Consider the following 25,538-nt stretch of genomic DNA (forward strand, 5'->3'; position numbering starts at 1 on the left):
CCTCTACTCTTTTGGATCGTATACCAGCTTCACGCCATTCTTGAAAACAAGAACCTGTGTATCGCCGTTGGTCGTTAGTGACATGGAGCCTGCCTCCAGTTGGCCTGCCGGCCCTCTGCCGGCTACTGCGCCGGGCGCGGTGATTCCGGTTTCGGCCAGATTGGCGATAAGTTGGCCGGTTATTAGCTTATATCCTGCCGACGTGGACAAACGTACATCGCCTTCCAATTCAAGAAAGTCATCAGTCCCGTCATAAAACGCAGTTTCAGCAATGATGCCATACGATGGCCCTGCCTCAGTCTCGATGCGCGCCACGACTTTTCGGATGGTAAGGCGACGCAGGTTGCTTGGGTCGGGAATTGCGACCCCGGCTTCAACAATGATGGCGGAACCGTCGCTGGTTGTTCCCGAAAAACGAGGCGCTGTTAGCTGCTGTTCGCGTGCAATCTTCTCAACATCTATGTCTGCGAAAGGGATGGCGTCAGACGGATCTAGGTTGCGCGAAAAGAGGAACATCGTCGACAGCAGGCCAAGTGCTACCAAGGGAAAGACAATCTTAGCCCACTGCACGAAACGCGAGTACCTGTTGTCAACGCGGGCCATGCGTCAGGCGACGCCAGCGCGCAAGCAATCGTGAATGTGCAAGATGCCCAGTGGTGCGCCGCCATTGCCTGCCGCAGTCACAAACAAGCAGGTGATCTTGCGATCATTCATATTTGCCACGGCCTGCTCGGCCAAGGCGTCCGGCGCGATGGTTTTCGGGTTGGCAGTCATAACCTCGGCTGCGCTCATATCAAGCAGCCCCTTCATATGGCGCCGCAAGTCACCATCGGTGATGATGCCCGCTAGGTCGCCCTCAGTTGTGACGACGCCCACCACACCAAACCCTTTTTGGCTAATGGCAATCAGCACGTCCGACATCGGCGCGTTCATAGCGATAAGCGGAAGCTCTTCGCCGGAATGCATCAAATCAGACACTTTGGACAGGCGCGCGCCCAGCTTTCCGCCGGGGTGGAATTCGCGGAAATTTTCGGGGGTGAACTGGCGATGCTCCATCAACGCGATGGCCAGCGCGTCACCCAAGGCCAAGGTCATCGTGGTCGATGTTGTCGGCACCACGCCGGTGTCACAGGCTTCTTCGGCTTTGGGCAGAACCAGCGCGACGTCGCATTGTTTGATCAACGTGCTTTCGGCGCGGCTGGCGACGCCGATCATCGGAATGCTGAAACGGCGGGTATAGGCGATCACATCCGCAAGCTCCGGTGTCTCACCGGAGTTGGACAGGATCAGCGCCACGTCACCTTGCGCCATCATACCCAGATCGCCATGGCTGGCCTCTGCAGGGTGGACGAAATGTGCAGGTGTGCCGGTCGAGGCCAAAGTCGCCGCAATCTTGCGGGCAACGTGGCCGGATTTTCCCATACCGCAGATAATTACGCGTCCGGTGGCCCCAAGCATCAGTTCTACGGCGTCGGCGAAACTGTCGTTCAAGCTATCTGCCAGAAGTTCCAGCGCCGCTGCCTCGCGGGTGATGACACGACGGCCAATCTTCAGAAACGTCTCTGGTGAGGTTTTGTTTTCCATCTACGTTATCTAGTGCGCGAAGATGTCAATTTCAGGCCAGCCGGCCAAATCCAGCCGAGCGCGGGTCGGAAGGAAGTCGAAACAGTTCTGCGCCAATTCCATGCGACCTTCACGCTCCAGCATCCGGTTCAGTTCTGTTCTCAACTGGTGCAGGTGCAAGACGTCTGATGCGGCGTAGTCGTGCTGCGCTTTCGTAAGCTCTGGCGCGCCCCAGTCGCTGGATTGCTGTTGCTTGGAAACGTCGACGCTCAAAAGCTCTTGGAGCAGGTTCTTCAAACCATGGCGGTCCGTATAGGTGCGCACCAGTTTGGACGCAATTTTGGTGCAATAGACGGGTGCCGTGAGCGCACCGAACGCATTGTACATCGCAGCGATGTCAAAGCGGCCAAAGTGAAACAACTTCAAAACATCTGGGTCTTCAAGCATGCGGCAGAGGTTAGGAGCGTCTGATTGACCGATCGCAATTTGTACAAGATGCGCATCGCCATCGCCCGCTGACAATTGCACGACACATAGCCTGTCGCGATGCGGGTTAAGCCCCATGGTTTCGCAATCAATGGCTACAACCGAGCCGAGGTCAAGATCGTCAGGCAGGTCGCCTTGGTGCAGAAAATTGGCCACGCGTGAGGCTCCCTTCAGGTTTCCAATGCGGAATAGGCTCTTTGGGTTCGATATTCAACAACGGGGATGTTTATGCGGCGTTGCTGAGGTCCGCTACTTGCCCCTAGGGGTGGGTGCCGCTTTCACACCGGACTCGGACGAGTGTCACAAGTAGCTCTGCCTAAATCAGCTTCTTGCTGTGTCTCACGATTGAAAATAGCGGACACCTACTAGCAAAATGACCCTGTGCTGCACATGATCGAGATACCCTGACCCGTTGTCCTACTGACTAAATTCAGCGAGGTTTAGAGTACCGAGCCAAACTAAGAGCCACCGAACTGCGAAAACACTCTACTCTTTGCAGAATACGGTAAGAAAACACCTTTTTTGAGGGACACGGCAATGAAATTTATTCGCGTAACAATGGTAATTCTTATTGCTCTTGCGCAACTCTCCTCTGCTCAAGCTCAATCGAAATACGAAGCCCCGCTCTGCGAGGCTGCTAAGACAAACCGTGTTGTTGAGCTGATCTACGACAAAGACGTTAGTAAAGGGTGCCTCCCGCGTCTTGTTGATGTGCATCAAGTTGCAATTGGCAAAAACGGCAAACTATACGTGCATGGTTGGCAAACTCGTGGTTGTACAAAAGGGCGAGATTTTGCGGCCGAACGGATTTTCAGACTCGATAAGATCAAGTTCGTTGAACTCATCGAAGGTGACTTCGATAAGAAATCTCAATCCATAAAGCGAGACGGTTGGGACGGTTGCATCGGTTCGAATTGCTTTATCAAGGAGAACGTCTGTGACTAGAGCCAACTTTACCATGTTCGCCAATTTAGTGCTGAATGGCTCCCCATACATCCAGTAGAGTATTGGAAATCTCGTCGTCTTTGTTGGTATATATTGTTACCTTAAGGCACTCTTTTCCCAAACTGTTGGCAAGTGAAATGAGGCTTCCGTTCTCGATCTCGCGATGCGCCATGCTGTACGGGATCCATCCAACGCCAATTCCGTTTAGGACCAACTCTTTTACGCCGCTAGAGAAAGCTGACTCACAAACGGGATTGTTGCTGAAGGCGGATGTGCCAAACATCCTTTCCGCTGAATTAAGGAATTCGCCGAAGTAACTTCCCTCTGGATACACAACAGATGGCGTATCATGAGGAATTTTACCGTGGTCTTTGACCGTATACCGCCGCGACCCGCCAATGACGGGGATCAGATAGTCGACGCCCCACGGCTCTCGACGGATCGTGTCTCCGAAGGGCAAAGGCCCCGTATTTTCAGATTCATAGCACAGTAACGTGTTCACATCGCCTCTTAGAAAGAGGGTGACACAATCTCGTAGGTTGCCGGTACGCAAACGAAACTTCAACGCCGGAAGATGATGCTTTGCGTGCACTATCATATCAGGAAGCGTGGAGATGAAGGGCGCGTGTTGCGCCGCAATCGAGATGGTCGAACTGGCGGGGTTAAATTGCGCAATCTTACCTCGAAGGTCTGCAATCCGGGACACTAGGGCGCGCATTTCAGGCTCGTTAGCTTTCAAAGCTTGACTGATCTCGACGGAATTGGCCCCCCGCTCCAAAACCTCGACGCCAAGCCAGTTTTCGAAGGCGCGAATACGCCGAGAGAAAGCAGGCTGGGTGATGTTCCTTCGGGAGGCTGCACGGGTCATGTTGCCTTCTTCCAAAAGCACAAGGACATCGTCCAAAAATTTAAGGTCCATACTCGCTTCCTTACGCTTGCTCAAACAAACTGTACGGGCAGCCCAAGAAGAAGGCATTCTTTTTTTACTTTGGTATAGGGCAAGCTTTGGGTGAATCAGCTCAAAGGATAAGAGTGCATGACCCAGAATCCGCAAATTGCCGACGCTGACGTAGGCCTTACGCCCGAAATGACCGTCAGCTTGTGTAAAGACCTGTCGATTGCATTAGCGAAGTTTCCCAAAGTCCGCCTTGGACATCTGCCGACCCCTTTGGAGCCGATGGATCGCCTGAGCGAGCTTCTCGGTGGTCCACGCCTTTGGGTGAAGCGGGACGATTGCACCGGGTTGTCGTCTGGTGGCAACAAGACGCGGAAGTTAGAATTCTTGATGGCAGATGCGCAGGCACATGGCGCGGATACGATAATTACACAAGGTGCAACCCAGTCAAATCACGCGCGGCAGACAACAGCCGCTGCGGCAAAATTGGGGATGGCTTGTCATATCTTGCTTGAGGATCGCACGAACTCGAACAACGAAAATTACATCATGAACGGCAACGTTTTGTTGGATCGCCTGCACGGTGCATCGGTCTCAAAACGCAGCGGCGGCACTGACATGAATGCCGAGATGACTGCTCTGTCGGAGCAGTTAATCAACGACGGGCACACGCCATATATTATTCCGGGTGGTGGCTCTAACGCCATCGGGGCGCTGGGATATGTGAATTGCGCGCGCGAACTGGCTGAACAAGCGACCGATATTGGCTTGAAGGTGGATGCACTTGTGCACGCAACAGGCAGCTCCGGGACGCAGGCCGGATTGGTCACGGGCCTTGCCGCGATTCGAAGCGAAATCCACTTGCTGGGGATTGGGGTGCGCGCGCCGCGAGACAAACAAGAGCAAATGGTTTTCGATCTAGCCCAACGTACCGCGGACCACATGGGCACAGGGCTGACCATCAACCGCCAAGATGTGCGCGCGAATTGTGACTATGTCGGCCCCGGTTATGGCTTGCCGACCTCAGGTATGATCGAGGCGGTGAAACTGCTTGCCCAAACGGAGGGTCTTTTGTTCGACCCTGTCTATTCCGGCAAAGGACTGGACGGGATGATTGATCAGATCCGCAAGGGCTATTTCGATGGAATGGAAAACGTCGTGTTCCTGCATACGGGGGGGAGTGCTGCGCTCTTCGGTTACCCCGATACATTCGATCTTCCCGGATACTCAACCTAATAAAAACAAGAAAAAATCACTCAACAAGGAGAACTTAAAATGTCACTGAAAAAGACCCTCATGACGGCTACGCTGGCATCTGCCATCGGCATCTTCAGCGTGCCTGCTTTCGCCGCTGAAGAAGTCAAAATCGGCGTTCCCTCTTGGACCGGAGCCCAAGCGATTGCCCATCTTCTTGGCGCCGTCGTCGAGATGCGTATTGGCGGAACCGCCGAAATGGTGCCCGGCAATAATGCGACGATTTTCCAAGCGATGGACCAAGGCAAGGGTGACATCGACGTCCATCCCGATGTCTGGCTGCCGAACCAAGAGAGCTTCACCAAGAAATATGTTGACGGCGCAGGCACAGTAACGCTGTCATCCAACCCCTACGAAGGCAATCAGGGCTTCTGCGTGTCCCAGGACTTCGCAAAAGCCAATAGCATCACCGACATTGCGGACTTAGGGCGCCCAGATGTTGCTGCGCTGATGGACAGTGACGGCAATGGTAAAGGTGAGATGTGGATCGGCGCCCCCGGTTGGGCATCTGCCAATGTGAACGAAGTCAAAACCCGGGACTATGGGCTGCTGGATTTTGTTGAACCCATTCGGGCAGAGGAAAGCGTGAAAACTGCGCGCATCAAAGACTCTATCGCGAAGGGCGAGGGCTACGCGTTCTACTGCTACAAACCACATGCCGTCTGGTACATGTTCGACGTCGAGATGTTGAGCGAGCCTGCCTACGATCCGGCAAAATACACTATGATTCAGCCCTCGGACGATCCGGATTGGTACACCAAATCCAACGTGGCATCCAAAGATGCGCTGAAGAATGTGCAAATCGCTTGGTCCAATTCTCTGGCCGCTCGCTCGCCAGCTATTGCTGAATTCTTTGAGCGGTTTTCGCTGACCGCCGACGATGTCAGCAACTTTGCCTTTGAGATCAGCGGCAAGGGTCGCGAACCGGCTGAAGTTGCGCGCGAGTGGGTTGAAGCAAACCCAGAACGTGTTGATGCGTGGTTGGGGCTCTAGGCTACATTGACGTGATTTAAGCATGATGGCCCTCGCATGTCGGGGGCCGTCATCACCTTTGATCTCTCCCGAATAGCGAAGGGTACACGACATGAGTACCGACACAGTCATCGAGATCTCTAATGTCTGGAAGATTTTTGGTGGGCGCCCCGAAGTGGCTCTGAAGGCTATCCGGGCCGAGGGGTTGGATAAGGCAGAGGTGCTTGCGCGATACAACGCCGTAGTTGGTGTGGCTGACGTGAGCCTGTCGGTTAATCGCGGCGAGATTTTTTGCATCATGGGGCTATCTGGCAGCGGGAAGTCCACATTGGTGCGCCACTTCAACCGCCTGCTGGAACCGACATCGGGTAAAATCCTGATCGAAGGGACGGATGTGATGGGGCTTGGCACGAAAGAGCTGCAAGGCTTTCGCAACCGCAAAATCGGCATGGTATTTCAGAACTTCGCCCTGATGCCGCATCGGTCCGTGTTGGATAATGTGGCTATGCCTTTGGAAATCAGGCAGGTCAGCAAGAATGACCGCATGCGGCAGGCCGCGGCAATTCTTGACATTGTGGAGCTCGGGGCGTGGGGTTCGAAATTTGCCCACGAACTGTCGGGCGGCATGCAGCAGCGGGTGGGCCTTGCTCGTGCGTTGGCGGCTAACCCAGATGTGTTGCTGATGGATGAGCCGTTCAGCGCGCTTGACCCCCTGATCCGCCGCCAATTGCAGGATGAATTCATCCGGCTGTCGAAAATTCTTAAGAAAACCACTGTTTTCATCACCCATGATCTGGACGAGGCCGTGCGCATCGGTGACCGGATCGCAATTATGCGGGACGGGAAGTTGGTCCAGACGGGAACAGCAGAGGAAATCGTCATGAATCCTGCTGACGATTATGTGGCGGAATTTGTTGCGGGTATTTCGCGGCTCAAAGTGGTTCACGCCAACGCAGTGATGCAGCCCATCGAGGCCTACATCAAAGCCAATGGCCCCCTTGGGGCAGACGCACCTCGTGTCAATCAGGACGAAACACTTAGCACCCTGATCAATCTGGCAATCGACCACGAGAGCGCAATTATTGTCGCGCGGCAGGGGGTAGATGTCGGGGTGATCACCCGTTCAGACATTCTGCGAACTGTTGTTGAAGGGACCGAAATGTCATGACCGACGCTGCTGAAAACCCACTGGACGCTAAAGACACCGAAGCGGCGCTCGCCTACGCAAAGGCACGCCAAGACAACATACGCACCTTTGTGCGCACCAACCCGGATTATTACATCGCGCAGTTCGACACGATCGGCGAAAGCTCGAAATTTACCCCGACTTTCAATGCTATGGCGGGTCTGTTTGGCCCGATTTGGTTCGGCGCACGGGGGCTGTGGTCGTGGGCCTTGCCGTTTTTGATCTTAGAAACTCTGGCCTTGGTGCAGATCGCACGCGGATTGTTCGGAGACCTTGCCGCGGACGCCTTCAAACGCATTGCGTCTATCGAAGGCACGCTTGAACTGCGTCGTGAGCAACTCGCAGCAGCCATCGAGTCTGGCTCGGACAAGATCGACGTTTACCAGCGCACGGTCGAGTCTCTGGAGGCCGCCATCGGAGGTATCCGGGCCGAAGCGGTTGCGCAGTCAGAGCAAGGTATCTGGATTGCGCTCATGGGGCTTGTGATTTTGCTGGTGACGAAGGCCATTCAAGCCACCGTTGCCAATTGGGCGCTAGAGACACGCTTTTCAGACTGGTTGTCGGACCGCTCTGTCCGGTCTGGCCTGCCTATTTCCCATATCGTTTTCAGCGCCATTTTCATGGCGTTTATCGTGGCTGCAGCTGTGTTGCATTACAGCTTTCCCAACCGCTTCGCCATTCTCACGGCGTTTCCCACCGATCCCGACTATCGACTCGATAGCATTGAATTGGTGGAGGCGTTCTTTGCCTATTGCGTCGCAAATGGTGAGGTCCTGTTCGACTTTATCACCTACGGTATCCGATTGTTGTTAGACGCGTTGGAACTGGTTTTTGTCAGCACACCTTGGATTGTGGTCGCCAGCTTGATCATCTTGCTTACTTGGCTGACCGCCGGCATTCGAATGGCTGTTTGGTCTGGGGCGTTCCTGTCCTACATGGGATTGTTGGGATTTTGGGAGAAAGCCATGACGACACTGGCCTTGCTGGGGACAGCCGCGTGTTTGTCGATCCTCATCGGCATTCCGTTGGGCATGTTCTGCGCGCGCAGGCGACGGCTTTATGCCTTCATTCAGCCAATCATGGACTTCATGCAGACCATGCCCGCTTTCGTTTTTATGATCCCGGTCATCGCTTTTTTTGGCACCGGAAAGCCTGCCGCTGTGGTCACAACCATGATCTTTGGTGGCACCCCGGTCGTCCGCCTTACCGTGCTTGGGTTGCGCGGAGTGCCTGACAGTGTGCGCGAGGCGGCGATCTCGTTTGGTGCCACCAAATGGTACCTGCTCACCCGCGTTGACCTTCCGCTGGCAGGGCCGTCAATCCGTGCAGGGATCAACCAAACCATCATGCTGTCATTGGCCATGGTCGTCGTGGCCTCGCTGATCGGCGCCAAGGGGTTGGGCGAAGATGTATTGGAAGCGCTGCAATACGCGAATGTGGGGCAAGGTATTCTTGCAGGGTTCTCGATCCTGTTCTGTGCCATGATCCTTGATCGGATCGTTCAGGGGCACCGTAAGTGACACCGCTCGTTCTGGTTCACGGCTTCATGGGGGGAAGTGCGCAATGGGCACCGCAATTGCCGGATTTGGCAGACCATTTTAATGTCATAGCCATCGACCTGCCGGGCTTCGGGCAAAACGCACATCTTGAACCGATAGAGACAATCGGTGGGTTTGCCGATTGGGTCATCTCGGACCTGCGGGCAAAAGATGTGGACCGATACCATCTTCTTGGCCATTCGATGGGCGGCATGGTCGTTCAAGAAATGATGAGTCGGGATGCAAATTCCGTTGATCGTCTTATTCTTTATGCCACCGGTGCGACGGGTGTTCTGCCCGGCCGTTTTGAAACCATTGACGAGAGCAAGCGTCGCGCAGAAATTGATGGTGCGCGTGCCACCGCTCGCCGCATATCAGCAACCTGGTTTTTAGACGAACAGCTTGCGCAGGCCTATGAGCATTGTGCTGACATTGCAGAGAAATCTTCACCCGGTGCAATAGCTGCTGGCCTAGACGCCATGCAGGCATGGTCAGGAATCGAGTTTCTACCGAAAATACGGTCCAAGACGCTTGTCATCTGGGGAGATGGTGATCGCACATACCCTTGGCAACAAACACAACACCTCTGGCAAACCATCCCCGCAGCACGTCTAGCTGTCGTACCAGGTTGCGCCCATGCGGTTCATCTTGAAAAGCCGCGGCTTTTCAATGATCTGGTGTTGGATTTCCTCCAGTAGGTCCAACATTTAGTTTTGTCTTGGCGCGGTGTAGGAAGCAGCGTTGAGCGTGCTTATCGCCGCACGGACCTTCTAGAAAAGAGGCGCGTCCTTATGGAGTCTTGGTCTATGCACTGCTTGGGAAGGCCGACTACCGCAATATCAAATGCAGTTATTCAGTGAAACTGGGAACACCAAATGTTGACGCGCTGGGTGACCGCATCTCGAATGAGTCAGCAAAAGCTGTTTACCCACATTGTGGTTGTGACGTGGTGAAGCAAAAATATGGCGTTGAAAGGTTCCAAACTGACCCGTTCAAGACGTCAGAACAACTGAACTGCATGTGAGAATGGCGATGTATGAATGGCGTGGATGGGCAAAGTTCGGATTCTGGGAGCATATTTCTGCCGAGGATTTTCTCGGTAGTGCAGATCGCTCTGAGATCTCTGAACTGACTTGGGTACTGGAACAAGTAGTCCCAGTTATTCACGTGCCGCTGGGAGGGGATGGTCCCCTCGGGCCCAAGCGACCCGCAACGTTTCGCGATGAAAAAAAGCTACTGCAGCATATCCGCCGAGGTTCCTATGACAGAGCGCTGCGAAAAGTTTCTGAAAGATTTATCTCAGTCTCGGACCCAGATAGTGGCGAGCCCATGGACACCTACTTGGCCTGCCACACGAAAACCCACGGCGGAGACGAGGGTTTTAAGCTGCACCAGTTGAAACGGGCTGCGAATAACCTAGAAATTCTTAATGCAGGTTTACCCGAAGATCCCAACTACGAGTGGCTGCATGCCGCCGAGAGCGACGCGATTAAGGCAATTGAGAGTGAAGGGGTTACCTTTAGGGGCCTTGATGAAACTTTCCTGAAACTGGTGGAAAAGAAAAAGCGGAAAGTAGTGAGCCCAAAACGCGATGGAATTTGGGAAGAGGCTGAAGAAGCCGAAGCCGGGGCCTATCCTTTGGTTCAGATCGCTGATGAAAACGCACAATGGCTTAGAACAAGCGTTTTCCATGCAGTAAACGTGCTGTTGGGGGTGAGAACACTGAACATGCACATACGACTTTTACCGCCTGCTTGCTGCAATGAAGATCTGTGGACCCCGGAAAACGTTTCAAGACACATGGTCGAAGCGACTGCCCTTTCCTGCTCAATCGGCTACCACTGGAACGCGCTTGACGATCACTACCTGCAGAAGCTGGCACAGGGGAAAAAGAAGCAAGAAAAACCGCTTTTGGACGACAACATTAAACGTAGCGAAGCCCAAACCGATAGAGATAGCGAGATTGTGAAGCAGATGGGCGTGCTTGTACGGCGCGGGTGTAAGGTCATGCCTGCCGCTCGAAAAGTGCAGAAAGACATGGGATTATCTACTAGTCCCTCAAGAATTCAGGGCATTTACTACAAAGCACTTAAAAAGCAAAAATAAGTGTTTGCGCATTCGGCGCAGACAAAATTGCAATGGCACGGTGGTCACTACGAAACAAATCGGAGTACCGTGACATGCGATATTTAACTATGGAACAACTGCGCCAGATGCTCGGCGGTCGAGGCCGCACGACGATCTATCGTGACATCGAGGCAGGCCGCTTACCAACACCAACCAAGATTGGCGGGATCAACTACTTTCCCGATCATCTGGTCTTTGCTGCACTGAAGAAGCTAGATCCCAAACCGAGGGGTGGGAGCTAAGGTTATGTATCAGCCAGATATTTCAACCCTCAGCGGCGATTTCACACTGTCTGAACTGAAACTCCAGATCATTCAGAACATGGCGCTAGATGACAACCTGTCGCCCTCCGCTACTAAGGTTGCGACAGTTCTCATCACAGCACTACTTGATCGGAAATCTGGGTGGTGTTTTCGAACTGATGTGGAGCTTGCGAGTTGCGCTGGAATTTCAGTAGACACCCTGCGTCGCCGCGTGAAAAAGAACTCTTCATTTCTTCAATACTATTCGGTCAAGCGTGGAAAGCACAAAGGGATTGCGACTGAGTATCAATTAACCTCCCAAGCTATGCAGGATGGCGCGAAACGCCGCGCAGGAATGTTAAGCAACACGACGCGCGCTAGTGGTGAATCCGCGATCATAAATCGGAGAGCCCAATCTGAGCCGGTGGTGGGAAAAATCACCAACTCAGATTGTGAAGGTGGGAATAATTCCGACATAAGGGGGGAGGAATTACCTACAACAGGCGGGAAGAAACACCCACCCATCACAGTTCCTAAACCCAGTTCAATAACAGCTTGTAGCAGCAATCGGCTTTGCGAGACAATCGAACCGATATCCAGCATTCTTGAGTGGTTCACCAGTGCTTACCCTCGTGAAGGCAACGTCAGAAAAGTCAAATCCGCTTTGGCGTCCTTGATTGCAGAGAACATACCTCCCAACGCAATCATCAAAGCAGCCGCTGCATACGCTTGCGAGCAAAAGGGCAATGAAATTAGGTTCATGAAGCTTCCTGAGAACTGGCTGCGTGAGAAGGATTTCAGGCAACCCCGTACTCCCAAGTACAGCGGCGCTACAAAAGCTGATGTACGGCAAACTTCCGCGAACTGGATCAAAGAGAGATCTGGTCTTGCTCGCACCTGTTCGTCTGATGAGGTGCGCGAGTTGTTAGCTCAGGGATTGGTTACTCGAGAGGAGTGTTTAGCCGCAGGACTGTCGTTGTGAACGGTGAGGCCTGCTGCCAAAGAAATTATCTCGATTGGCTCGCATTTTAGGTCCCGCGAAACCTTTGCACCCCGACACCGCAAGGCGGGAGAGTAGGTGCAAACTCGTTGACTGGAAGGATGAAAAATGAACAACGTGACAGACCGTAAACATGATAGTCAAATTGGAGGAAATACTCCTACTGGCCGGTCGGCATCGACCAGCAATGATTCGGTTACTGCAAGCAACTCTGTCGCGTCTTTTGGAGCCTGCCAAACCATAAAACAACGATGCACACCGGACCTTGGAAGCGTAACGACATCTCAGATCGCAGATAACTTGCCAGATGAGACGGAGCTGCAATCGATGTACGGCGTGAAGAGCTCTACCGCAGCTCGTGGTCTTCTGATGAGCGCCCTCCAAGGCCTTGGCGAAGGGGGTGCTCATTATCGGTCCTTCGTTTTATCAATGGGAGCTGAGTTGGAACCTAACGATGCGATCGAGGCGATGCTTGTCACGCAAATGGCCGTCACTCATGCAGCCATGATGACTAGTGTGGGGAGTTCTTTGAATGCCAAGAGCGACCAAGCAAGAGAGTCATATGACAGGATCACGAACCGACTTGGTCGTACATTCGTCACGCAACTCGAGGCGTTGAAGAAATATCGCAAGAGCCCTTCGCAAACCATCCGCGTAGAGCACGTCACTGTTAACGCAGGTGGACAAGCGATTGTGGGGGACGTCAGATCTGGAGGGATAGATGTTGAATGATGACGCTAACCCCATGCAAAGGGCACATTGCGCACCTCGCTGCACAGCAATGGCGAAATCCACCAAGCTGCGTTGTCGAGCCCCCGCTGTCACGGGTTGGAGTGTATGCCGTATGCATGGAGCACGAGGCGGTGCATCATCGGGGGCGCATCACCCCAACTTCAAGCACGGCCTACGAGGAAAGGAATTTAAGGAGCTGCGAAGCCTTTCCGTTGGTTTTCGGAAACTAAAGTACATGTGAATAACCAAGTCTTCGACTTGGAAGCCTAATTGGGGTTCTGCTGCGTTAATTGAATGTGGTCGGATTCAAGCTTAAGCCTTGGGACTATGAAGCGTCGTCGAACAGCCTTGCTACGAAGGAAATTTCGTTGAGCACAGGCGTTTGTCGACGCTATCGACGCGTTCTTTGTAGCTCACGGACATACATATCCCCTTTGAAACGGTTGGTAGTGATGCGGGTATCAGGCTGCACAAGTGGCGCGTGAATACGTGAAGCACTCTAGTCTTGAGGCAAAGTAATTGAGACCGCCTAGGTCCGGGAAGGTCATACTGAACGAGCCAGTGCAGTGGCGAAATACCGTCTCAGGCTTGGTATTATGAGACAGTATTCGGTCCAATCGATAGTGCGTGCCCACTCCAAGAGGTTTAGGCACTGTTGATCGAAGCGCACTATCAGCGCAATCCGGTCATTCATTCGACACGCAGAATTGTTCAAGTTGGGCTTGAAGTTGCCGTTCGCGGCGTTGTGTATGACGCCAGTTATGGGTTGGTTACGACCAGCCACGCAGGCCTTGTCGCAACAGATGTTCGGGCCCGAGTTATACAATCCATAGCCCAGATTCGTATAAGCGCGCATATGTGAAATCTGACGTCGAAAATCTATTCAGCTAATGTCGGTTGTTCCTCTTAGACCGTATGGATGAGTGAGATCAATTTTTTACGCTGCGTGTGCAGAGCTAAAGCTGGTGTCGCACTAACCACGCTGTCAGGGTCTCGACGAGACTATCGGCTTCGGAAAAGTTGGTAGTACGAGGGTCCGTTCCTATCACACCCCAGATTGGGCTTTTCTTGTCATGCCGATCGATTGCGTCCAGTGTTTTGTCAAGACTTGGAAGTTGTGACATGTCGACGGTTTCCGGCGCGATAGCATGCATTAAATTCGTCTCGAAGGCCCCTGCGTGATCCGGTTCAATATTCGCAGCCACACAGCGGTTTACTGCCGTGGCAATGATGTTGAGACGGTCGCTTTTGGCATTCCAATCCGCAGCGAAGCAGTCAATCATCACCAATTGTTCATCTGCAAAATGGCCGCTGAAGATGATCAACCGCTCAACATGCATCGCGCAAAGGCGTTCGGCAGTTCGAGCTAACATGGCTTCAATTTCGGCGGAGTCTTCCATCATAATCGTCCATGGGTATGCACTATGTCCGCCACCTGTTCCGAAATAAAGTGGCGGCATGACAAGCCCGCCACCTTGTTCAGCAGCACGAAGGCACAGGCCGTGCGCCGTGAGGGCGTCCAGCCCGACTGGCAGATGTTCGCAATGCCATTCGATCGTGCCGAGTGGCATCCAGATAGTGGATTTTTCCGCCAAAGCGGTGCGAATTTGATGCGGGCGCAGGCGTTCAATTTGCCTTGTCATGTGTAAAAATTCCTTGCCCAGGCGTGCTTTTCTAATCGTTCGAGCAGCGCTTCCGGCAGGTGATTTCCGTCTGAATAGGCGATGTTCATATCGACCTCCTGTGGGGTTTTCATACCCGGAATCAAAACGCTAACGGCATCGTGCGACAAGACGTATCGCATTGCGGCTTCGGCGAGAGTCGGGAAAGCGTCGCCGAGTTCGCCCTTAAGCGCATCAAGCCGCATCAAGGTTTGCGCGAACCGATCTCCGCGAAACATTTCGTGTTGTTGTGATCCGGTTTCCCAAGTGGCGTAGCTGTCTTTAGTCCAGTGTCCAACCAGCGACCCGCTGTCCAAGGGCACCCGTGCGATGATCGCGGTGTCGCTGGCTTTGGCGGCTCCGAACAATGCGTCGCGGGGCTGCTGTTCGAACAGGTTAAAAATGACCTGTTGCGAGCTTACCAACCCAAGGTGCGCCAATTCTACGCCTTCGTCAGGGCGATTGTCGCGCAGCGAAACGCCGATTTGGTCGATTTTGCCTTCACGGCGCAAATCATTCAGGGTTTCAAGCCAGTCCAATTCCAGATGACCGTTTGGCGCCCAAGTGTGCAATTGAAACAGATCAAGGCGTTCCACGCCAAGGTGGCGCAGCGAGTTTTCGACGTTCTCGCGAAGATGCCAATCGGGGAAACGTCCGCGAAAAGCAGGTGTGTTGTCACTTGCGTTTGGCCAGACAGTTGGTTGGGCCTTAGTCGCGACATAAATCTTGTCGCCGCTCCATTCACGCAGCGCCCGTCCAATTATTTTCTCGGAATGTCCCGCCCCATAGAGCTGCGCAGTATCCACAAAATTTATGCCACGTTCAAAGGCGTGGAGCAGTGTGTATACGGAGACGTCATCGTCAACCGGGCCCCAAGCGCCGCCAATTTGCCAGCCGCCGAAACCAATTTCCGACACCATCCAACCTGTGCGGCCAAAACCGCGATACTTCATGTGGGCAAGTTCGCTTTGATTTTGTTCATCAACGCCTCCTTGGGTGTGGCCGCCGCAGGTGTGCGGCACCAATTGCTTTTGGGCAAACCTAGCGGTGCCGTCATGCTTTGTGCAGACACGAAGCTGATGTGAAACAATCAGGGCGCTGGCGGGATGTTCTCTGGTCCATAAAGCACAATGGGGACGTTTGAGACATAGGGGCGCGCGACTGGTCTGCCTTCGTAACCAAAGTGATCCATCAGGACATCCAGAGAGAATTGGGCTTGGAGGCGGGGGTTTTGGTCTAGCGTTAGGGTCATTATCCCATCGCGGAGCATCTGGGTCGTATATTGGGTAAGTTCATGGCCGACGAACAAAGGGCGCTTATGGAGTACGTCGGCTTCGATTGCTGCCCGGACACCTAGATTGGCGCCTCCGACATTATATATCGCGGCGATATCTGGACGCTCGCGGAATGCCGCAATGAGCTTTTCCCTTGACCGGTCACGTTCGTCCAGACCCTCAACGACACCAACAATCGTCAACTTTGGGGCATGTTCCGTCAGGTACTCCTTGAATCCGGCGATACGATCTGCGTGGGATTGGAAACCGAGGTGACTGCATAAAACCATGACAGGGCCACCAAGCGGCACCATGCGCGAGACGAAGTAGCCTGCGGTTCGTCCAGCGGTATGATGATTGGTTCCAGCATAGGCGAGTTGTTTAGAACCCGACAGGTCTGAGATAATCGAGATCACAGGAATGTTTCGTTTGCCGACATCATCTATCGCATCGTGAATCAGGGCATCGTTCTGGGCATAAGCAATCACCGCATCGCAATCCGTCGCCCTTATGGCTGCCGCGAGGGCATCGGGGGTTTCATGGGGAAGAGTGGTGATGTGAAGGCTTATGCGCCTGTCGATAGTTTTAGCAAGGTTCCGAAACTCCAACGCAATGCGGGCGAGAAGGGGAAGATCGGGACGTGCAAGGATCAGATTGAGTCGGATAAGTGGTTTGTAGGACGGCGGCAATTGACGGCGAAGCCCAAGCGCGCGTGCCGCGTCAATGACCTTGCGGCGGACGTCTTCGCTCACGTTGCCACGTTCATTTAATACGCGATCAACAGTGGCCGTGCCGACACCGGCACTACGCGCAACGTCTTGTAATCTTGGTCGTGAGTCGCCCTTTTTGGCCATTTCGCCCCCTAAACTAACGTTGCAAGGGAGCATAGATTTTTTGCAGTTGATGTAAATCAATCAGTTTCCGACATGCGACAAATTGGTCCAGCAGGCATGATGGTTCTAATCAACGGAACCGAGTTTCGATCTCTGGATCGGCACAAATTCACTGTTCAGACTGTCAGGGGGTATAGCGATGGACGACTTAAAGAGCGGCACGCGGGACAAGCGTGGCAATTGGCGCCCCAATGACGCCATTGAAAACGCGCCGGTCTTTATCTGGCCCATTCGCCCGATGAAATTCGTGCGCTGGTTGCCAAGCTATTTCCTGCCGTGGAACCTGACTTTTTTAGCTATCAGCGTGGTGTTCTGGTTTCTGTTGACACCGTCCCGTGAGACACTCGAAACGGTGGAGTGGGGGTGGGTGATTTACCTGTTTGCACGCAACTCAGCGATTGTGATCCTGTTTTACGGGGCGCTAGAACTGCGATTGTATGTGAAGCGGCGTCAGGGAACACATTTCAAATACAACGGCAAGTTTCCGTCGGAACATCCGTCGGATGTATTCATGTTCAAAAGCCAAAATGTGGACAACATCATCCGCACATTTGGCACCGGATTGCCGATTTGGACCGCCTATGAGGTCGGAATGCTGTGGGCCTGGGCCAACGGCTGGGGGCCTTGGGCCACCTTTTCTGAACATCCGATTTGGTTGATTTGCTTTGGTCTTGTTATTCCCATCCTGCACGAATTCCATTTCTATTGTATTCATCGGCTGATCCATATTCCGGTGCTGTATAAGTGGATCCATTCGGTACACCACAATTCGGTCAACCCGTCGCCGTGGTCATCGTTATCAATGCACCCCGTTGAACATCTTTTGTACTGGTCTGGCAGCCTGATCCATCTGGTTTTGCCATCGCATCCACTGCTGATGATCTATCACCTCAATATTGCGGGAACGGGAGCTGTGGTCGGGCATGTCGGCTTCGACAAGATTGAGACAGGTGAGGATGGCGCGTTCGATACACATGCCTATGCCCACTACCTGCACCACAAGTACTTCGAAGTGAACTACGCCGATGGGATGATGCCATTGGATCGCTGGATGGGCACTTGGCATGACGGTTCGAAAGCCGGTGACAAAATCATGCAAGATCGTTTTCGCAAGAAGAAAGAAAGAGCAAACGCGCGCAAAGGGGAGGCCTAATGGCCGTTGCTTACAAGTCTAGGCTGTTCGCAGGTCGGACGTGCTAGCAAACGCCGGGTCCGATTGACCCACAACGAATGTCGTCAATTGTGACGGCGCAAAGGGAGGAAACTACAATGAGTATCTTTAAGAATGTAATGGGGGCACTGCTGGCGACAGCTACGTTAGGCGTTGCACCGGTAATGGCTCAAGAAGGCGCAACCATCGCGATTATCGGTGGTCGTGCGGATGATGCGTTTTTCGCGAAAATTGGTCGTGGCATTGATGATGCAACGCTTGTTGTCGAAGCCCATGGAGGCACCGTCAATTATTTGCAGTTGCAAACCTATGATAACATTGGTGGCGACGCTGCAAACCTTGTCCGAACAGCGATCAGCCAAGGTGTCGACATCATTGCGGTTCCAAATTGGGTTCCGGACGCGCAGGACGAGGCGATCGAGGCAGCTATGGCTGCGGGCATTCCCGTTATGCTTTATAATGCTGGTGGCGGGGATAAGGCGGCAGAACTCGGCGCGATCAACTATATTGGCAACGAAGAATACCCTGCTGGCCTTGCTGGTGGTAAATACTTTGCCGAACATGGCGCGACGAACGTAATTTGTGTAAATACGGTGCCCGGTGCAGGTAACCTCGAAGCGCGCTGCGATGGCATCCGTGATGGGATGGCCGAGTCTGGTGGCGTTTCGGAACAGCTTCCGCTGCCAGCAAGCGCATTTGGAGATCCAACAGCGGTTGCCGAAGCGATCAAAGCGACATTGCTTGGCGATGAAACTATCGATGGTATCTTTACGATTTCCTCTGCGGATGCAGACAGTGCGTACATCGGGATGCAGCAGGCGGGACGGGTGGAAACCGTCGCCCTTGGTTCATTCGACATGAACGTGGCTGGCCTTGAGCGTATCCGTGACGGTGAACAGCTTTTTGCGATTGACCAGCAGCCCTGGTTGCAGGGCTTTCTGGCGGTGACGCTAGCCGATGGTTACGTGAACTATGGTCTAGCGATGGCGACGTCGCCGTTGCTGACAGGGCCGGGCATCGTGGATGCATCCAACATCGAAGCCACGCTTAAGGGCGGAGAACTCGGCTATCGCTAAGACTGAATTTGTTCGGCCCGTAGACGTTTCTGCGGGCCGTTACATCGGCATGACCTAACGATATGGTTGCCACCAGCCACCGAACAAACACGGGGACATTTCCAATGAGTCGTTTATCAATCGGCAGTCTATTTCGCCGACCAGAGGCCGGAGCCTTTTTGGGAATGGTCGCAGTCATTGCCTTCTTTCTAATTTTCGGCGGCATAAATTTTTTGAAACCGTCCGGTATCGCGAGTTGGCTAAACGTTGCCGCCAACATTGGGATTATTGCAATACCGGTCGGGTTGTTGATGATCGCAGGTGAATTAGACATTTCCATCGGGTCAATGATCCCTGCGGGGTCGATGATCGTGGCAATCATGTCCGGCCACTATGACTTCCCGATTTGGATGTCGATCATTGTGGTGCTCGGGTTTGGCGTGGTTGTCGGGTTTATCAACGGCTTTTTGGTCGTTCACACAGCCGTCCCGTCGTTGATTGTAACGCTTGGCACTTTGTTTGCAGTTGCGGGTCTCGTGCTTGGCCTATCGGTGCTGATCACCGGAACGACCAGCGTATCGATCAAGGCGCCGGACTTTTACAAAGCCGTTTTCGGGCAATTTATTGGTGGCACCTATCAAGTTATCATCTTGTGGTGGTTTGCTGTGACGGCCGTCTATATTTTCTACATTCATTATACGAAGTACGGTAATTGGATCTTCGCTATGGGCGGCGACCGTGAAAGCGCACGCAATGCCGGTATCCCGACCACGAAACTGACGATCATCTTGTTCATCCTTTCGGCGTGTAGTGCGGCGTTCGTGGGCATGTGTCAGGCGCTGTTGTTCAACTCGGCGCAAGTGTCTGCGGGGATGTCTTATATCTTTAACGTTATCATTTCGGTGGTCGTTGGGGGCGTTGTCCTGACGGGTGGATTTGGGTCCGTCGTCGGGATCGTCTTTGGCACCATTACTTTTGCGGTGGTCAATCAAGGCATCTATTTCACAAGTTTTGATCGCAACTGGTCAAGTTTGATTATTGGCGTGATGCTGTTGGCCGCCGTCCTGATGAACAACACCTTCCGCTCCATGGCGCTGTCTTATGCGCCAAAGAAGAAATGAGGGCAAACCGATGACTTCTCCAGTTCTGGAACTCCGTAGTGTTGATAAATCCTTTGGGCCGATCGACGTGCTGCATGATATTTCCCTCAAGATGAATGAAGGCGAGGTGCTTTGCCTGCTCGGGGATAACGGTGCGGGTAAATCAACGCTTATCAAGACGCTATGTGGTGTCCACAAGCCGACACGGGGTTCCATCCTTATGGATGGCGCGGAGGTGACATTCTCCACCCCGCGAGAGGCCCAAGATAAAGGCATCGCCACCGTGCACCAATTTGGCGGCACATTTCCGTTGATGAGCATTGGGCGCAGTTTCTTCGTGGGTGTGGAGCCCACCAAAGGATGGGGTCCGTTCAAGATCTACGATCGCAAGAAAGCCAATAAGATCGCGGTCGAGGCTGTGCAGAACTTCGGCATCACGCGGGTCGATGACGGTGATCGTCTGATAGGCGGCTTGTCAGGTGGTGAACGTCAGTCGCTGGCCATTGCCCGCGCGGTCCATTTCGGCGCGCGTGTTCTTATCCTTGATGAACCAACAGCCGCGCTCGGGGTCAAACAGGCCGCACACGTTCTTCGCATCGTGAACGAGGCAAAACGCCGGGGATTGGCCGTGATTTTCATCACTCACCAGGTCATGCATGCCATGGCAGTGGGCGATCATTTCGCTGTGTTGATCCGTGGCGCGATTGCTGCGGATTTCCGCAAAGGCGAACGGTCCCGCGAAGAGATCACCGATTTGATGGCAGGCGGCGAAACGATGGCAGATCTCGAAAGGCAAATCGAAGGCTATGCCGATGCTTAAGCTAACAACCCGACGCGTCGAGCTCCCAAGGTGTCGGTCGGGGAGCGCAGTCCAGTCCGGAGGTTGTCTCCCGGCCTCCCGCTCTGAAACGCGCTCCCCTCTTTATGATCTGGCAAACCTAAATGACCGTTAGAATTGCAGTCATTGGCGCAGGATTGATGGGCGCGGACCACGCCAAGATCATTGCGGAGGATTTGCCGGGCGCGCAGTTGCAAATTGTGTGCGATATGAACGTCACCCGCGCACAAGGCTTGGCGGATCGCTATGGGGCGGTCGATTTTGCCATCGACCCGGACAGCGTGATCGCCCGCGATGACGTGGATGCGGTGATCTTGGCCAGCCCGGATTTTACCCATGCGCCGCTGTCATTGGCCTGCATCAAAGCGGGTAAGCGGGTGCTATGTGAAAAACCTTTGTCGCAACTGCCGGGTGAATGTCTGGCTGTCATCGCCGCTGAAGAGGCCTCAGGTGCTAAACATGTGATGTTAGGTTTCATGCGCCGTTATGACCAATCTTATATCGAGATGAAGCAGGCGCTTGACGGTGGCACTTTGGGTCGCGCTTTGATGATGCACAATTTCCACCGCAACGTGGAAACGCCTGCCGCTGATTTCACGGGCGCCATGGCGATCACAAACTCTGCGCCGCATGAATTTGACGTGGTTCGCCATGTGCTGGGAACAGAATATGCGTCGATCACGGCCTTTCAGCCAAAGCGTTCTGACGCGCTGGTGGCCCCTGTCGTCATGGTTCTGGAAACCACAGATGGCCAACTGGTGACAATCGAGATCAACAACAATGCCGCCTACGGATACGACGTGCGCGGCGAATTGGTGGGCGAGGCAGGCACAATTGCGATAAACAATGTGGCGTACACCCGCACTGACATGAAATTGTCAAGTTCCACCCGCTATGAATCCGATTGGCGAGGCCGATATCATGCGGCTTATGTTCGCCAGAACCGAGACTTTCTGGCCTATGTCGAAACGGGAAAATTCCCTGACATTGCATCGGATTGCTGGGATGGATACTGCGCCGCGATTGTAGCGCAAGCTGGCATTGAAGCCTTGGTTTCAGGTACGAGAACACAGGTCGTGATGGCCCCTAAACCGGAGTTTTACGCATGAAAATGGGCTTTGTGTCTGACAGCCTTGGTGGAATCTCTTTCACCGACATGCTCGATCATGCGCAGCGCGTGGGCGTTTCGGGGGTTGAGGTAAACACCTGCGGGTGGTCAACGGCGCCACATTTCGATCTTCAAGGGATGCTGGGCAACATGGCTGCCCAAGCCGCCTATCAAAAAGAGTTTTCTGATCGCAACCTTGAGATCATCAGCCTGAATGCTAACGGAAATCCGCTGCACCCGACCGATCCAACACAAGGTCAGGGGCTGCGCGACACCATCCGCGTCGCGGGTGAAATGGGCATCAAGACCGTTTGCACCATGTCGGGCCTGCCAGCGGGGTCCGCCAATGATACGATGCCCAACTGGATCATTTCTTCTTGGCCACCTGAAACGCAAGATATTCTGCGCTATCAATGGAACGAGAAGCTGTTCCCGTTTTGGACCGAGATTGTTGCGCTCGCACAGGAAAACGGGGTTGAGAAGATTGCATTGGAAATGCATGGCAACCAATGCGTCTACAACGTGCCGTCGCTGTTGAAACTGCGCGAAGCTGTCGGTCCGATTGTCGGCGCTAACCTTGATCCAAGCCACCTATTTTGGATGGGGGCTGATCCGTTGATTGCAGCGCAGGCATTAGGGCATGCAATTTATCACGTGCATGCAAAAGACACGATGCTTAATGCACCTGTGCAGGCAACCACCAGCTTACTGGAGAATGGCTCTCTTATGGATGTTCCGGCCCGCAGCTGGTCTTATATCACGCTCGGGTTTGGCCACAGTGAAGAATGGTGGCGACAGTTCTGCTACCGACTCAAAATGGCAAATTACGATGGTTGGCTTTCGATCGAGCATGAAGACGTTTTGCTGAACTCGTTAGAAGGATTGGAGAAGTCCGTGACGCTTCTTCAAGGTGTTATGCCTGATCGCCCGGCAGATTATAGGCCGCAGGACATTTGAGGCCCGGGCGTGCGCCTGAGTGAATTGCCCAAACAGGGCGGTTGTTAAACAAAAGAAAAGGAGCGAGTAATGGCCCAATGGATCAATGCCTGCGCACAAGATGACATCGACCAAGAAGACGTTATCCGTTTCGATCACGGGGAGCGCACGTTCATCATCGTTCGCGATCACGAGGATAATTATTATTGCTCTGATGGGTTGTGTACCCATGAGGAAGTCCACCTGAGTGATGGCTTGGTAATTGAAGCCACCATTGAATGTCCCAAGCATTCGTCAATTTTTGATTGCACTAACGGTGAGGTGGAAACTCCGCCCGCCTGCGAAAACTTGCATACCTATCCGACCAAGCTTGAGAACGGACGGGTCTTTGTCGAGATTTAAGGCGGGGCTTTTGCGGCCTAGGGCCCCACCAAAGACACATAATCTCGCTGGACTCGGTGTCGGCACGCTTGTTAGAAAACTATGACGTAAAAACGTCATGGAGGCCAAATGGCAAACAGACCGACGATCAAAGATGTGGCGCGAGAGGCAGGTGTCAGTCCGACAACCGTTGACCGTGCGTTGAACGGGCGGTCGGTCGTACGCGAAGAAACGATGCGAAAAATTGCTGATGCGGCACACAAAGTTGGCTACCACAGCAAGGGTATCTTTCTAAGCCGATTGGACAAGCCGTTGCCGGAATTACGACTTGGTTTTGTCCTACTGAAGAAGAGCCAGCAATTTTACAGTGATTTCGCCACCCACATCGAAGCGGCCATTTCAGAACGACATGATTACCGGATTACCTCTGATATTAGGTTTTCGTCGTCGCAGTCACCTGATGAGTTTACCGATCTGTTGAAAACTCTGGGCCGCCGCTGCGATGCTCTCGCTTGCACTGCCGTGAACGACCCTCGGCTAAACCGCGTGGTGCAAGACTTGAAGGACAAGAATGTACCCGTCGTGTCCCTCCTCAATGATTTCGCGCAAGGGATCCGGAAGAACTACATTGGCCTCAACAATATGAAAATTGGGCGGCTAGCTGGCTGGATGATAACGAAAACGGTGCATCAACCCGGGAAGCTTGCTATCTTCGTTGGCGGCAACCGTTGGCATGGACACGATTTGCGTGAAGTAGGGTACCGCTCATTCGTAAGAGAACGCGATCTTGGATTTACAGTCCTTGATACCCTCGTGAACCTCGAAACGAGGCAAGTTACATATGAAGCTACGCTGGACCTTTTGCAGCGTCATCCGGACCTGCGCGGCATCTATATAGCGGGCGGTGGCATGGAGGGTGCGATTGCTGCGGTGCGAGAGGTGCATTCCACCCCGAAGGTCGCGTTGATAGTCAACGAACTTACCGCCGAAAGTCGGGCTGGACTGATTGACGGCTATGTCACCATGGTGATTTCTACGCCACTCAAAGGGCTTTGTAGGACATTAATTGACCTAATGATTCAATCGACTATCGAGGCGGACGATGGCGTGTCAGGGCAAACGTTTCTTGAGCCCCGGATCGTGTTGCCAGAGTCTTTTTGATGACGTAAAAACGTCATTTTCGCCTCCATAAGAACGTCATGAATGACGCATTAGTCACCCCGATGCATTGACCGAATCCCAAGAGTGACCTCAGTGTTCCGCAACGCAGCGATCGGCCCGTCCGAAAAGACGCCCGGGTCGTGATGAGGGGGATACGATGAACTTTGCACTTAATCATATGACAGTTCCAAACCTGAGCTACGTCGATTTCCTTGATTTGGCGGCCAAGCTTGAGTGTGTCGGGGTTGAAGTCCGCAACGATATCGATCGTGAACTGTTTGATGGAGTGGACCCCGTTGAAGCAGGTAAGATGGCAAAGGATAGAGGTCTGCGCCTCGTGGGTTTGAGCCAAGTCTATCCGTTCAACACATGGGACGCAGAACGTGAAGTTGCGGTGCGTGATCTGATTGTAGTCGCAAAGGCTGCAGGCGCCGAAACTATCAGTCTGATCCCGCGTAATGACGGAACGGGGCTGGGCAAAAGCGAACGCCAAGCCAACCTGCGCGTCGCAATGATGGCGATCTTGCCAATGCTTAGGAAAGCAAACATGGTTGCCTTGGTTGAGCCACTCGGGTTTGTGCGGTCGTCGCTGCGCTCAAAATCGGATTTGGTCGATACGATTAATGATATCGACGGTGCAGATCACTTTAAGTTGGTGCACGATACCTTCCACCACACGCTTGCTGGTGAGGATCCTATTTTCATCCGAGCCACTGGAATTATTCATATCTCAGCAGTTGTCGATCCAGACTTGCAGATAACCGAGATGGAAGACGAGCATAGGGTTTTGGTCGATGAGCAAGATCGTCTTGGCAATATCGAACAGATCCGCGCCCTGATTGCGGGCGGTTACGATGGACCAATTTCGTATGAATGCTTCTCTCCGAGAACCCATGCGATGCCGGACCCTTACTCAGAAATCAGAGCATCATTTGAATTTATTACCTCGCGATTGCGGCAGGAGGCCGCCTGAGCAAGAGGTTTGAATACCCCGAACATGAAGGGGTTCCGGCAAAAGAA

General features: G+C 53.4%; 27 protein-coding genes. 20 read left to right on the forward strand and 7 right to left on the reverse strand.

The window, feature by feature from the left end:
• Positions 1-3: 3 nt before the first annotated feature.
• The 3 genes from lptC to BCF46_RS11635 are packed head-to-tail and all read right to left on the reverse strand — an operon-like array spanning position 4 to position 2,205.
• Positions 4-603, reverse strand: a complete 600-nt coding sequence (lptC, locus tag BCF46_RS11625; protein ID WP_121024349.1) for an LPS export ABC transporter periplasmic protein LptC — start codon at positions 601-603, stop codon at positions 4-6.
• A gap of 3 nt (positions 604-606) precedes the next feature.
• Positions 607-1,584 carry a KpsF/GutQ family sugar-phosphate isomerase gene (locus BCF46_RS11630; RefSeq protein ID WP_121024351.1) on the reverse strand — a complete coding sequence of 326 codons (978 nt, stop codon included), beginning with the start codon at positions 1,582-1,584 and terminating at the stop codon, positions 607-609.
• Positions 1,585-1,593: 9 nt separating this feature from the next.
• Positions 1,594-2,205 carry a ribonuclease D gene (locus tag BCF46_RS11635; protein WP_121024353.1) on the reverse strand — a complete coding sequence of 204 codons (612 nt, stop codon included), beginning with the start codon at positions 2,203-2,205 and terminating at the stop codon, positions 1,594-1,596.
• 381 nt (positions 2,206-2,586) lie between these two features.
• Between BCF46_RS11635 and BCF46_RS11640 the strand changes: the two genes are divergently transcribed.
• Complete coding sequence (locus BCF46_RS11640) at positions 2,587-2,994, forward strand: WYL domain-containing protein (protein ID WP_121024355.1); 408 nt, start codon at positions 2,587-2,589, stop codon at positions 2,992-2,994.
• A gap of 25 nt (positions 2,995-3,019) precedes the next feature.
• On the opposite strand, the gene BCF46_RS11645 is transcribed toward BCF46_RS11640, so the two are convergent.
• Positions 3,020-3,913 carry a LysR substrate-binding domain-containing protein gene (locus BCF46_RS11645; RefSeq protein ID WP_121024357.1) on the reverse strand — a complete coding sequence of 298 codons (894 nt, stop codon included), beginning with the start codon at positions 3,911-3,913 and terminating at the stop codon, positions 3,020-3,022.
• A gap of 198 nt (positions 3,914-4,111) precedes the next feature.
• On the opposite strand from BCF46_RS11645, the gene cuyA reads away from it, so the two are divergent.
• The 9 genes from cuyA (at position 4,112) to BCF46_RS19625 (ending at position 12,940) form a co-directional block, all read left to right on the forward strand.
• Positions 4,112-5,125: a D-cysteate sulfo-lyase gene (gene cuyA / locus BCF46_RS11650; RefSeq protein ID WP_484175998.1), complete on the forward strand. Its 1,014-nt coding sequence runs from the start codon at positions 4,112-4,114 to the stop codon at positions 5,123-5,125.
• Positions 5,126-5,164: 39 nt separating this feature from the next.
• Positions 5,165-6,136 carry an ABC transporter substrate-binding protein gene (locus BCF46_RS11655; RefSeq protein WP_121024361.1) on the forward strand — a complete coding sequence of 324 codons (972 nt, stop codon included), beginning with the start codon at positions 5,165-5,167 and terminating at the stop codon, positions 6,134-6,136.
• 91 nt (positions 6,137-6,227) lie between these two features.
• The gene (locus tag BCF46_RS11660; RefSeq protein WP_121024363.1) at positions 6,228-7,283 is read left to right on the forward strand and encodes a quaternary amine ABC transporter ATP-binding protein; all 1,056 of its coding nucleotides are present in this window, start codon (positions 6,228-6,230) and stop codon (positions 7,281-7,283) included.
• Positions 7,280-8,821, forward strand: coding sequence for an ABC transporter permease (locus tag BCF46_RS11665; RefSeq protein WP_121024364.1), 1,542 nt, complete (start codon positions 7,280-7,282; stop codon positions 8,819-8,821). Before BCF46_RS11660 ends, BCF46_RS11665 begins: the two co-directional genes overlap by 4 nt.
• Positions 8,818-9,537, forward strand: coding sequence for an alpha/beta fold hydrolase (locus tag BCF46_RS11670; RefSeq protein WP_121024366.1), 720 nt, complete (start codon positions 8,818-8,820; stop codon positions 9,535-9,537). Before BCF46_RS11665 ends, BCF46_RS11670 begins: the two co-directional genes overlap by 4 nt.
• A 328-nt stretch (positions 9,538-9,865) precedes the next feature.
• Positions 9,866-10,945, forward strand: a complete 1,080-nt coding sequence (locus BCF46_RS11680) for a hypothetical protein (RefSeq protein ID WP_121024368.1) — start codon at positions 9,866-9,868, stop codon at positions 10,943-10,945.
• A gap of 74 nt (positions 10,946-11,019) precedes the next feature.
• Entirely contained in the window at positions 11,020-11,208 is a 189-nt protein-coding gene (locus tag BCF46_RS11685) for a helix-turn-helix transcriptional regulator (RefSeq protein ID WP_121024370.1), read from the forward strand.
• 4 nt (positions 11,209-11,212) lie between these two features.
• The gene (locus tag BCF46_RS11690; RefSeq protein ID WP_121024372.1) at positions 11,213-12,190 is read left to right on the forward strand and encodes a hypothetical protein; all 978 of its coding nucleotides are present in this window, start codon (positions 11,213-11,215) and stop codon (positions 12,188-12,190) included.
• Positions 12,191-12,316: 126 nt separating this feature from the next.
• A complete protein-coding gene (locus BCF46_RS19625) occupies positions 12,317-12,940 on the forward strand; it encodes a hypothetical protein (RefSeq protein ID WP_147435991.1) in 624 nt (207 codons plus the stop codon).
• A gap of 956 nt (positions 12,941-13,896) precedes the next feature.
• Here the strand turns inward: BCF46_RS19625 and BCF46_RS11700 are convergent.
• Both BCF46_RS11700 and BCF46_RS11705 read right to left on the reverse strand, forming a co-directional pair.
• A complete protein-coding gene (locus tag BCF46_RS11700; protein ID WP_121024376.1) occupies positions 13,897-14,583 on the reverse strand; it encodes a creatininase family protein in 687 nt (228 codons plus the stop codon).
• A complete protein-coding gene (locus BCF46_RS11705) occupies positions 14,580-15,554 on the reverse strand; it encodes an aldo/keto reductase (RefSeq protein ID WP_121024378.1) in 975 nt (324 codons plus the stop codon). Before BCF46_RS11705 ends, BCF46_RS11700 begins: the two co-directional genes overlap by 4 nt.
• Here BCF46_RS11705 and BCF46_RS20085 point away from each other — a divergent pair, their 5' ends adjacent.
• Complete coding sequence (locus BCF46_RS20085) at positions 15,555-15,686, forward strand: hypothetical protein (protein ID WP_281272095.1); 132 nt, start codon at positions 15,555-15,557, stop codon at positions 15,684-15,686. It begins immediately after the preceding gene.
• A 5-nt stretch (positions 15,687-15,691) separates the two neighbouring features.
• Here BCF46_RS20085 and BCF46_RS11710 read toward each other — a convergent pair whose 3' ends face one another.
• Positions 15,692-16,729, reverse strand: a complete 1,038-nt coding sequence (locus BCF46_RS11710; RefSeq protein WP_170157922.1) for a LacI family DNA-binding transcriptional regulator — start codon at positions 16,727-16,729, stop codon at positions 15,692-15,694.
• Between the two features lie 178 nt (positions 16,730-16,907).
• On the opposite strand from BCF46_RS11710, the gene BCF46_RS11715 reads away from it, so the two are divergent.
• The 9 genes from BCF46_RS11715 to BCF46_RS11755 all read left to right on the forward strand — a co-directional run bounded on the left by BCF46_RS11715 (position 16,908) and on the right by BCF46_RS11755 (position 25,491).
• The gene (locus tag BCF46_RS11715) at positions 16,908-17,921 is read left to right on the forward strand and encodes a sterol desaturase family protein (protein WP_121024381.1); all 1,014 of its coding nucleotides are present in this window, start codon (positions 16,908-16,910) and stop codon (positions 17,919-17,921) included.
• A gap of 116 nt (positions 17,922-18,037) precedes the next feature.
• Positions 18,038-19,015 carry a substrate-binding domain-containing protein gene (locus BCF46_RS11720; RefSeq protein ID WP_121024383.1) on the forward strand — a complete coding sequence of 326 codons (978 nt, stop codon included), beginning with the start codon at positions 18,038-18,040 and terminating at the stop codon, positions 19,013-19,015.
• Between the two features lie 104 nt (positions 19,016-19,119).
• Positions 19,120-20,115, forward strand: coding sequence for an ABC transporter permease (locus BCF46_RS11725; RefSeq protein WP_121024385.1), 996 nt, complete (start codon positions 19,120-19,122; stop codon positions 20,113-20,115).
• Positions 20,116-20,125: 10 nt separating this feature from the next.
• Complete coding sequence (locus BCF46_RS11730; protein ID WP_121024387.1) at positions 20,126-20,914, forward strand: ATP-binding cassette domain-containing protein; 789 nt, start codon at positions 20,126-20,128, stop codon at positions 20,912-20,914.
• Positions 20,915-21,036: 122 nt separating this feature from the next.
• The gene (locus tag BCF46_RS11735; RefSeq protein ID WP_121024389.1) at positions 21,037-22,041 is read left to right on the forward strand and encodes a Gfo/Idh/MocA family oxidoreductase; all 1,005 of its coding nucleotides are present in this window, start codon (positions 21,037-21,039) and stop codon (positions 22,039-22,041) included.
• Positions 22,038-22,997, forward strand: a complete 960-nt coding sequence (locus tag BCF46_RS11740) for a sugar phosphate isomerase/epimerase family protein (RefSeq protein WP_121024391.1) — start codon at positions 22,038-22,040, stop codon at positions 22,995-22,997. The genes BCF46_RS11735 and BCF46_RS11740 overlap by 4 nt, the downstream gene beginning before the upstream one ends.
• Positions 22,998-23,066: 69 nt before the next feature.
• Positions 23,067-23,378: a MocE family 2Fe-2S type ferredoxin gene (locus tag BCF46_RS11745; protein WP_093993911.1), complete on the forward strand. Its 312-nt coding sequence runs from the start codon at positions 23,067-23,069 to the stop codon at positions 23,376-23,378.
• A 108-nt stretch (positions 23,379-23,486) separates the two neighbouring features.
• Positions 23,487-24,518: a LacI family DNA-binding transcriptional regulator gene (locus BCF46_RS11750; protein ID WP_121024393.1), complete on the forward strand. Its 1,032-nt coding sequence runs from the start codon at positions 23,487-23,489 to the stop codon at positions 24,516-24,518.
• Positions 24,519-24,675: 157 nt separating this feature from the next.
• Complete coding sequence (locus tag BCF46_RS11755; RefSeq protein ID WP_121024395.1) at positions 24,676-25,491, forward strand: TIM barrel protein; 816 nt, start codon at positions 24,676-24,678, stop codon at positions 25,489-25,491.
• Positions 25,492-25,538: the final 47 nt, after the last annotated feature.

The sequence above is a fragment of the Litoreibacter meonggei genome (genome assembly GCF_003663885.1).
In the GTDB taxonomy this organism is placed as follows: domain Bacteria; phylum Pseudomonadota; class Alphaproteobacteria; order Rhodobacterales; family Rhodobacteraceae; genus Litoreibacter; species Litoreibacter meonggei.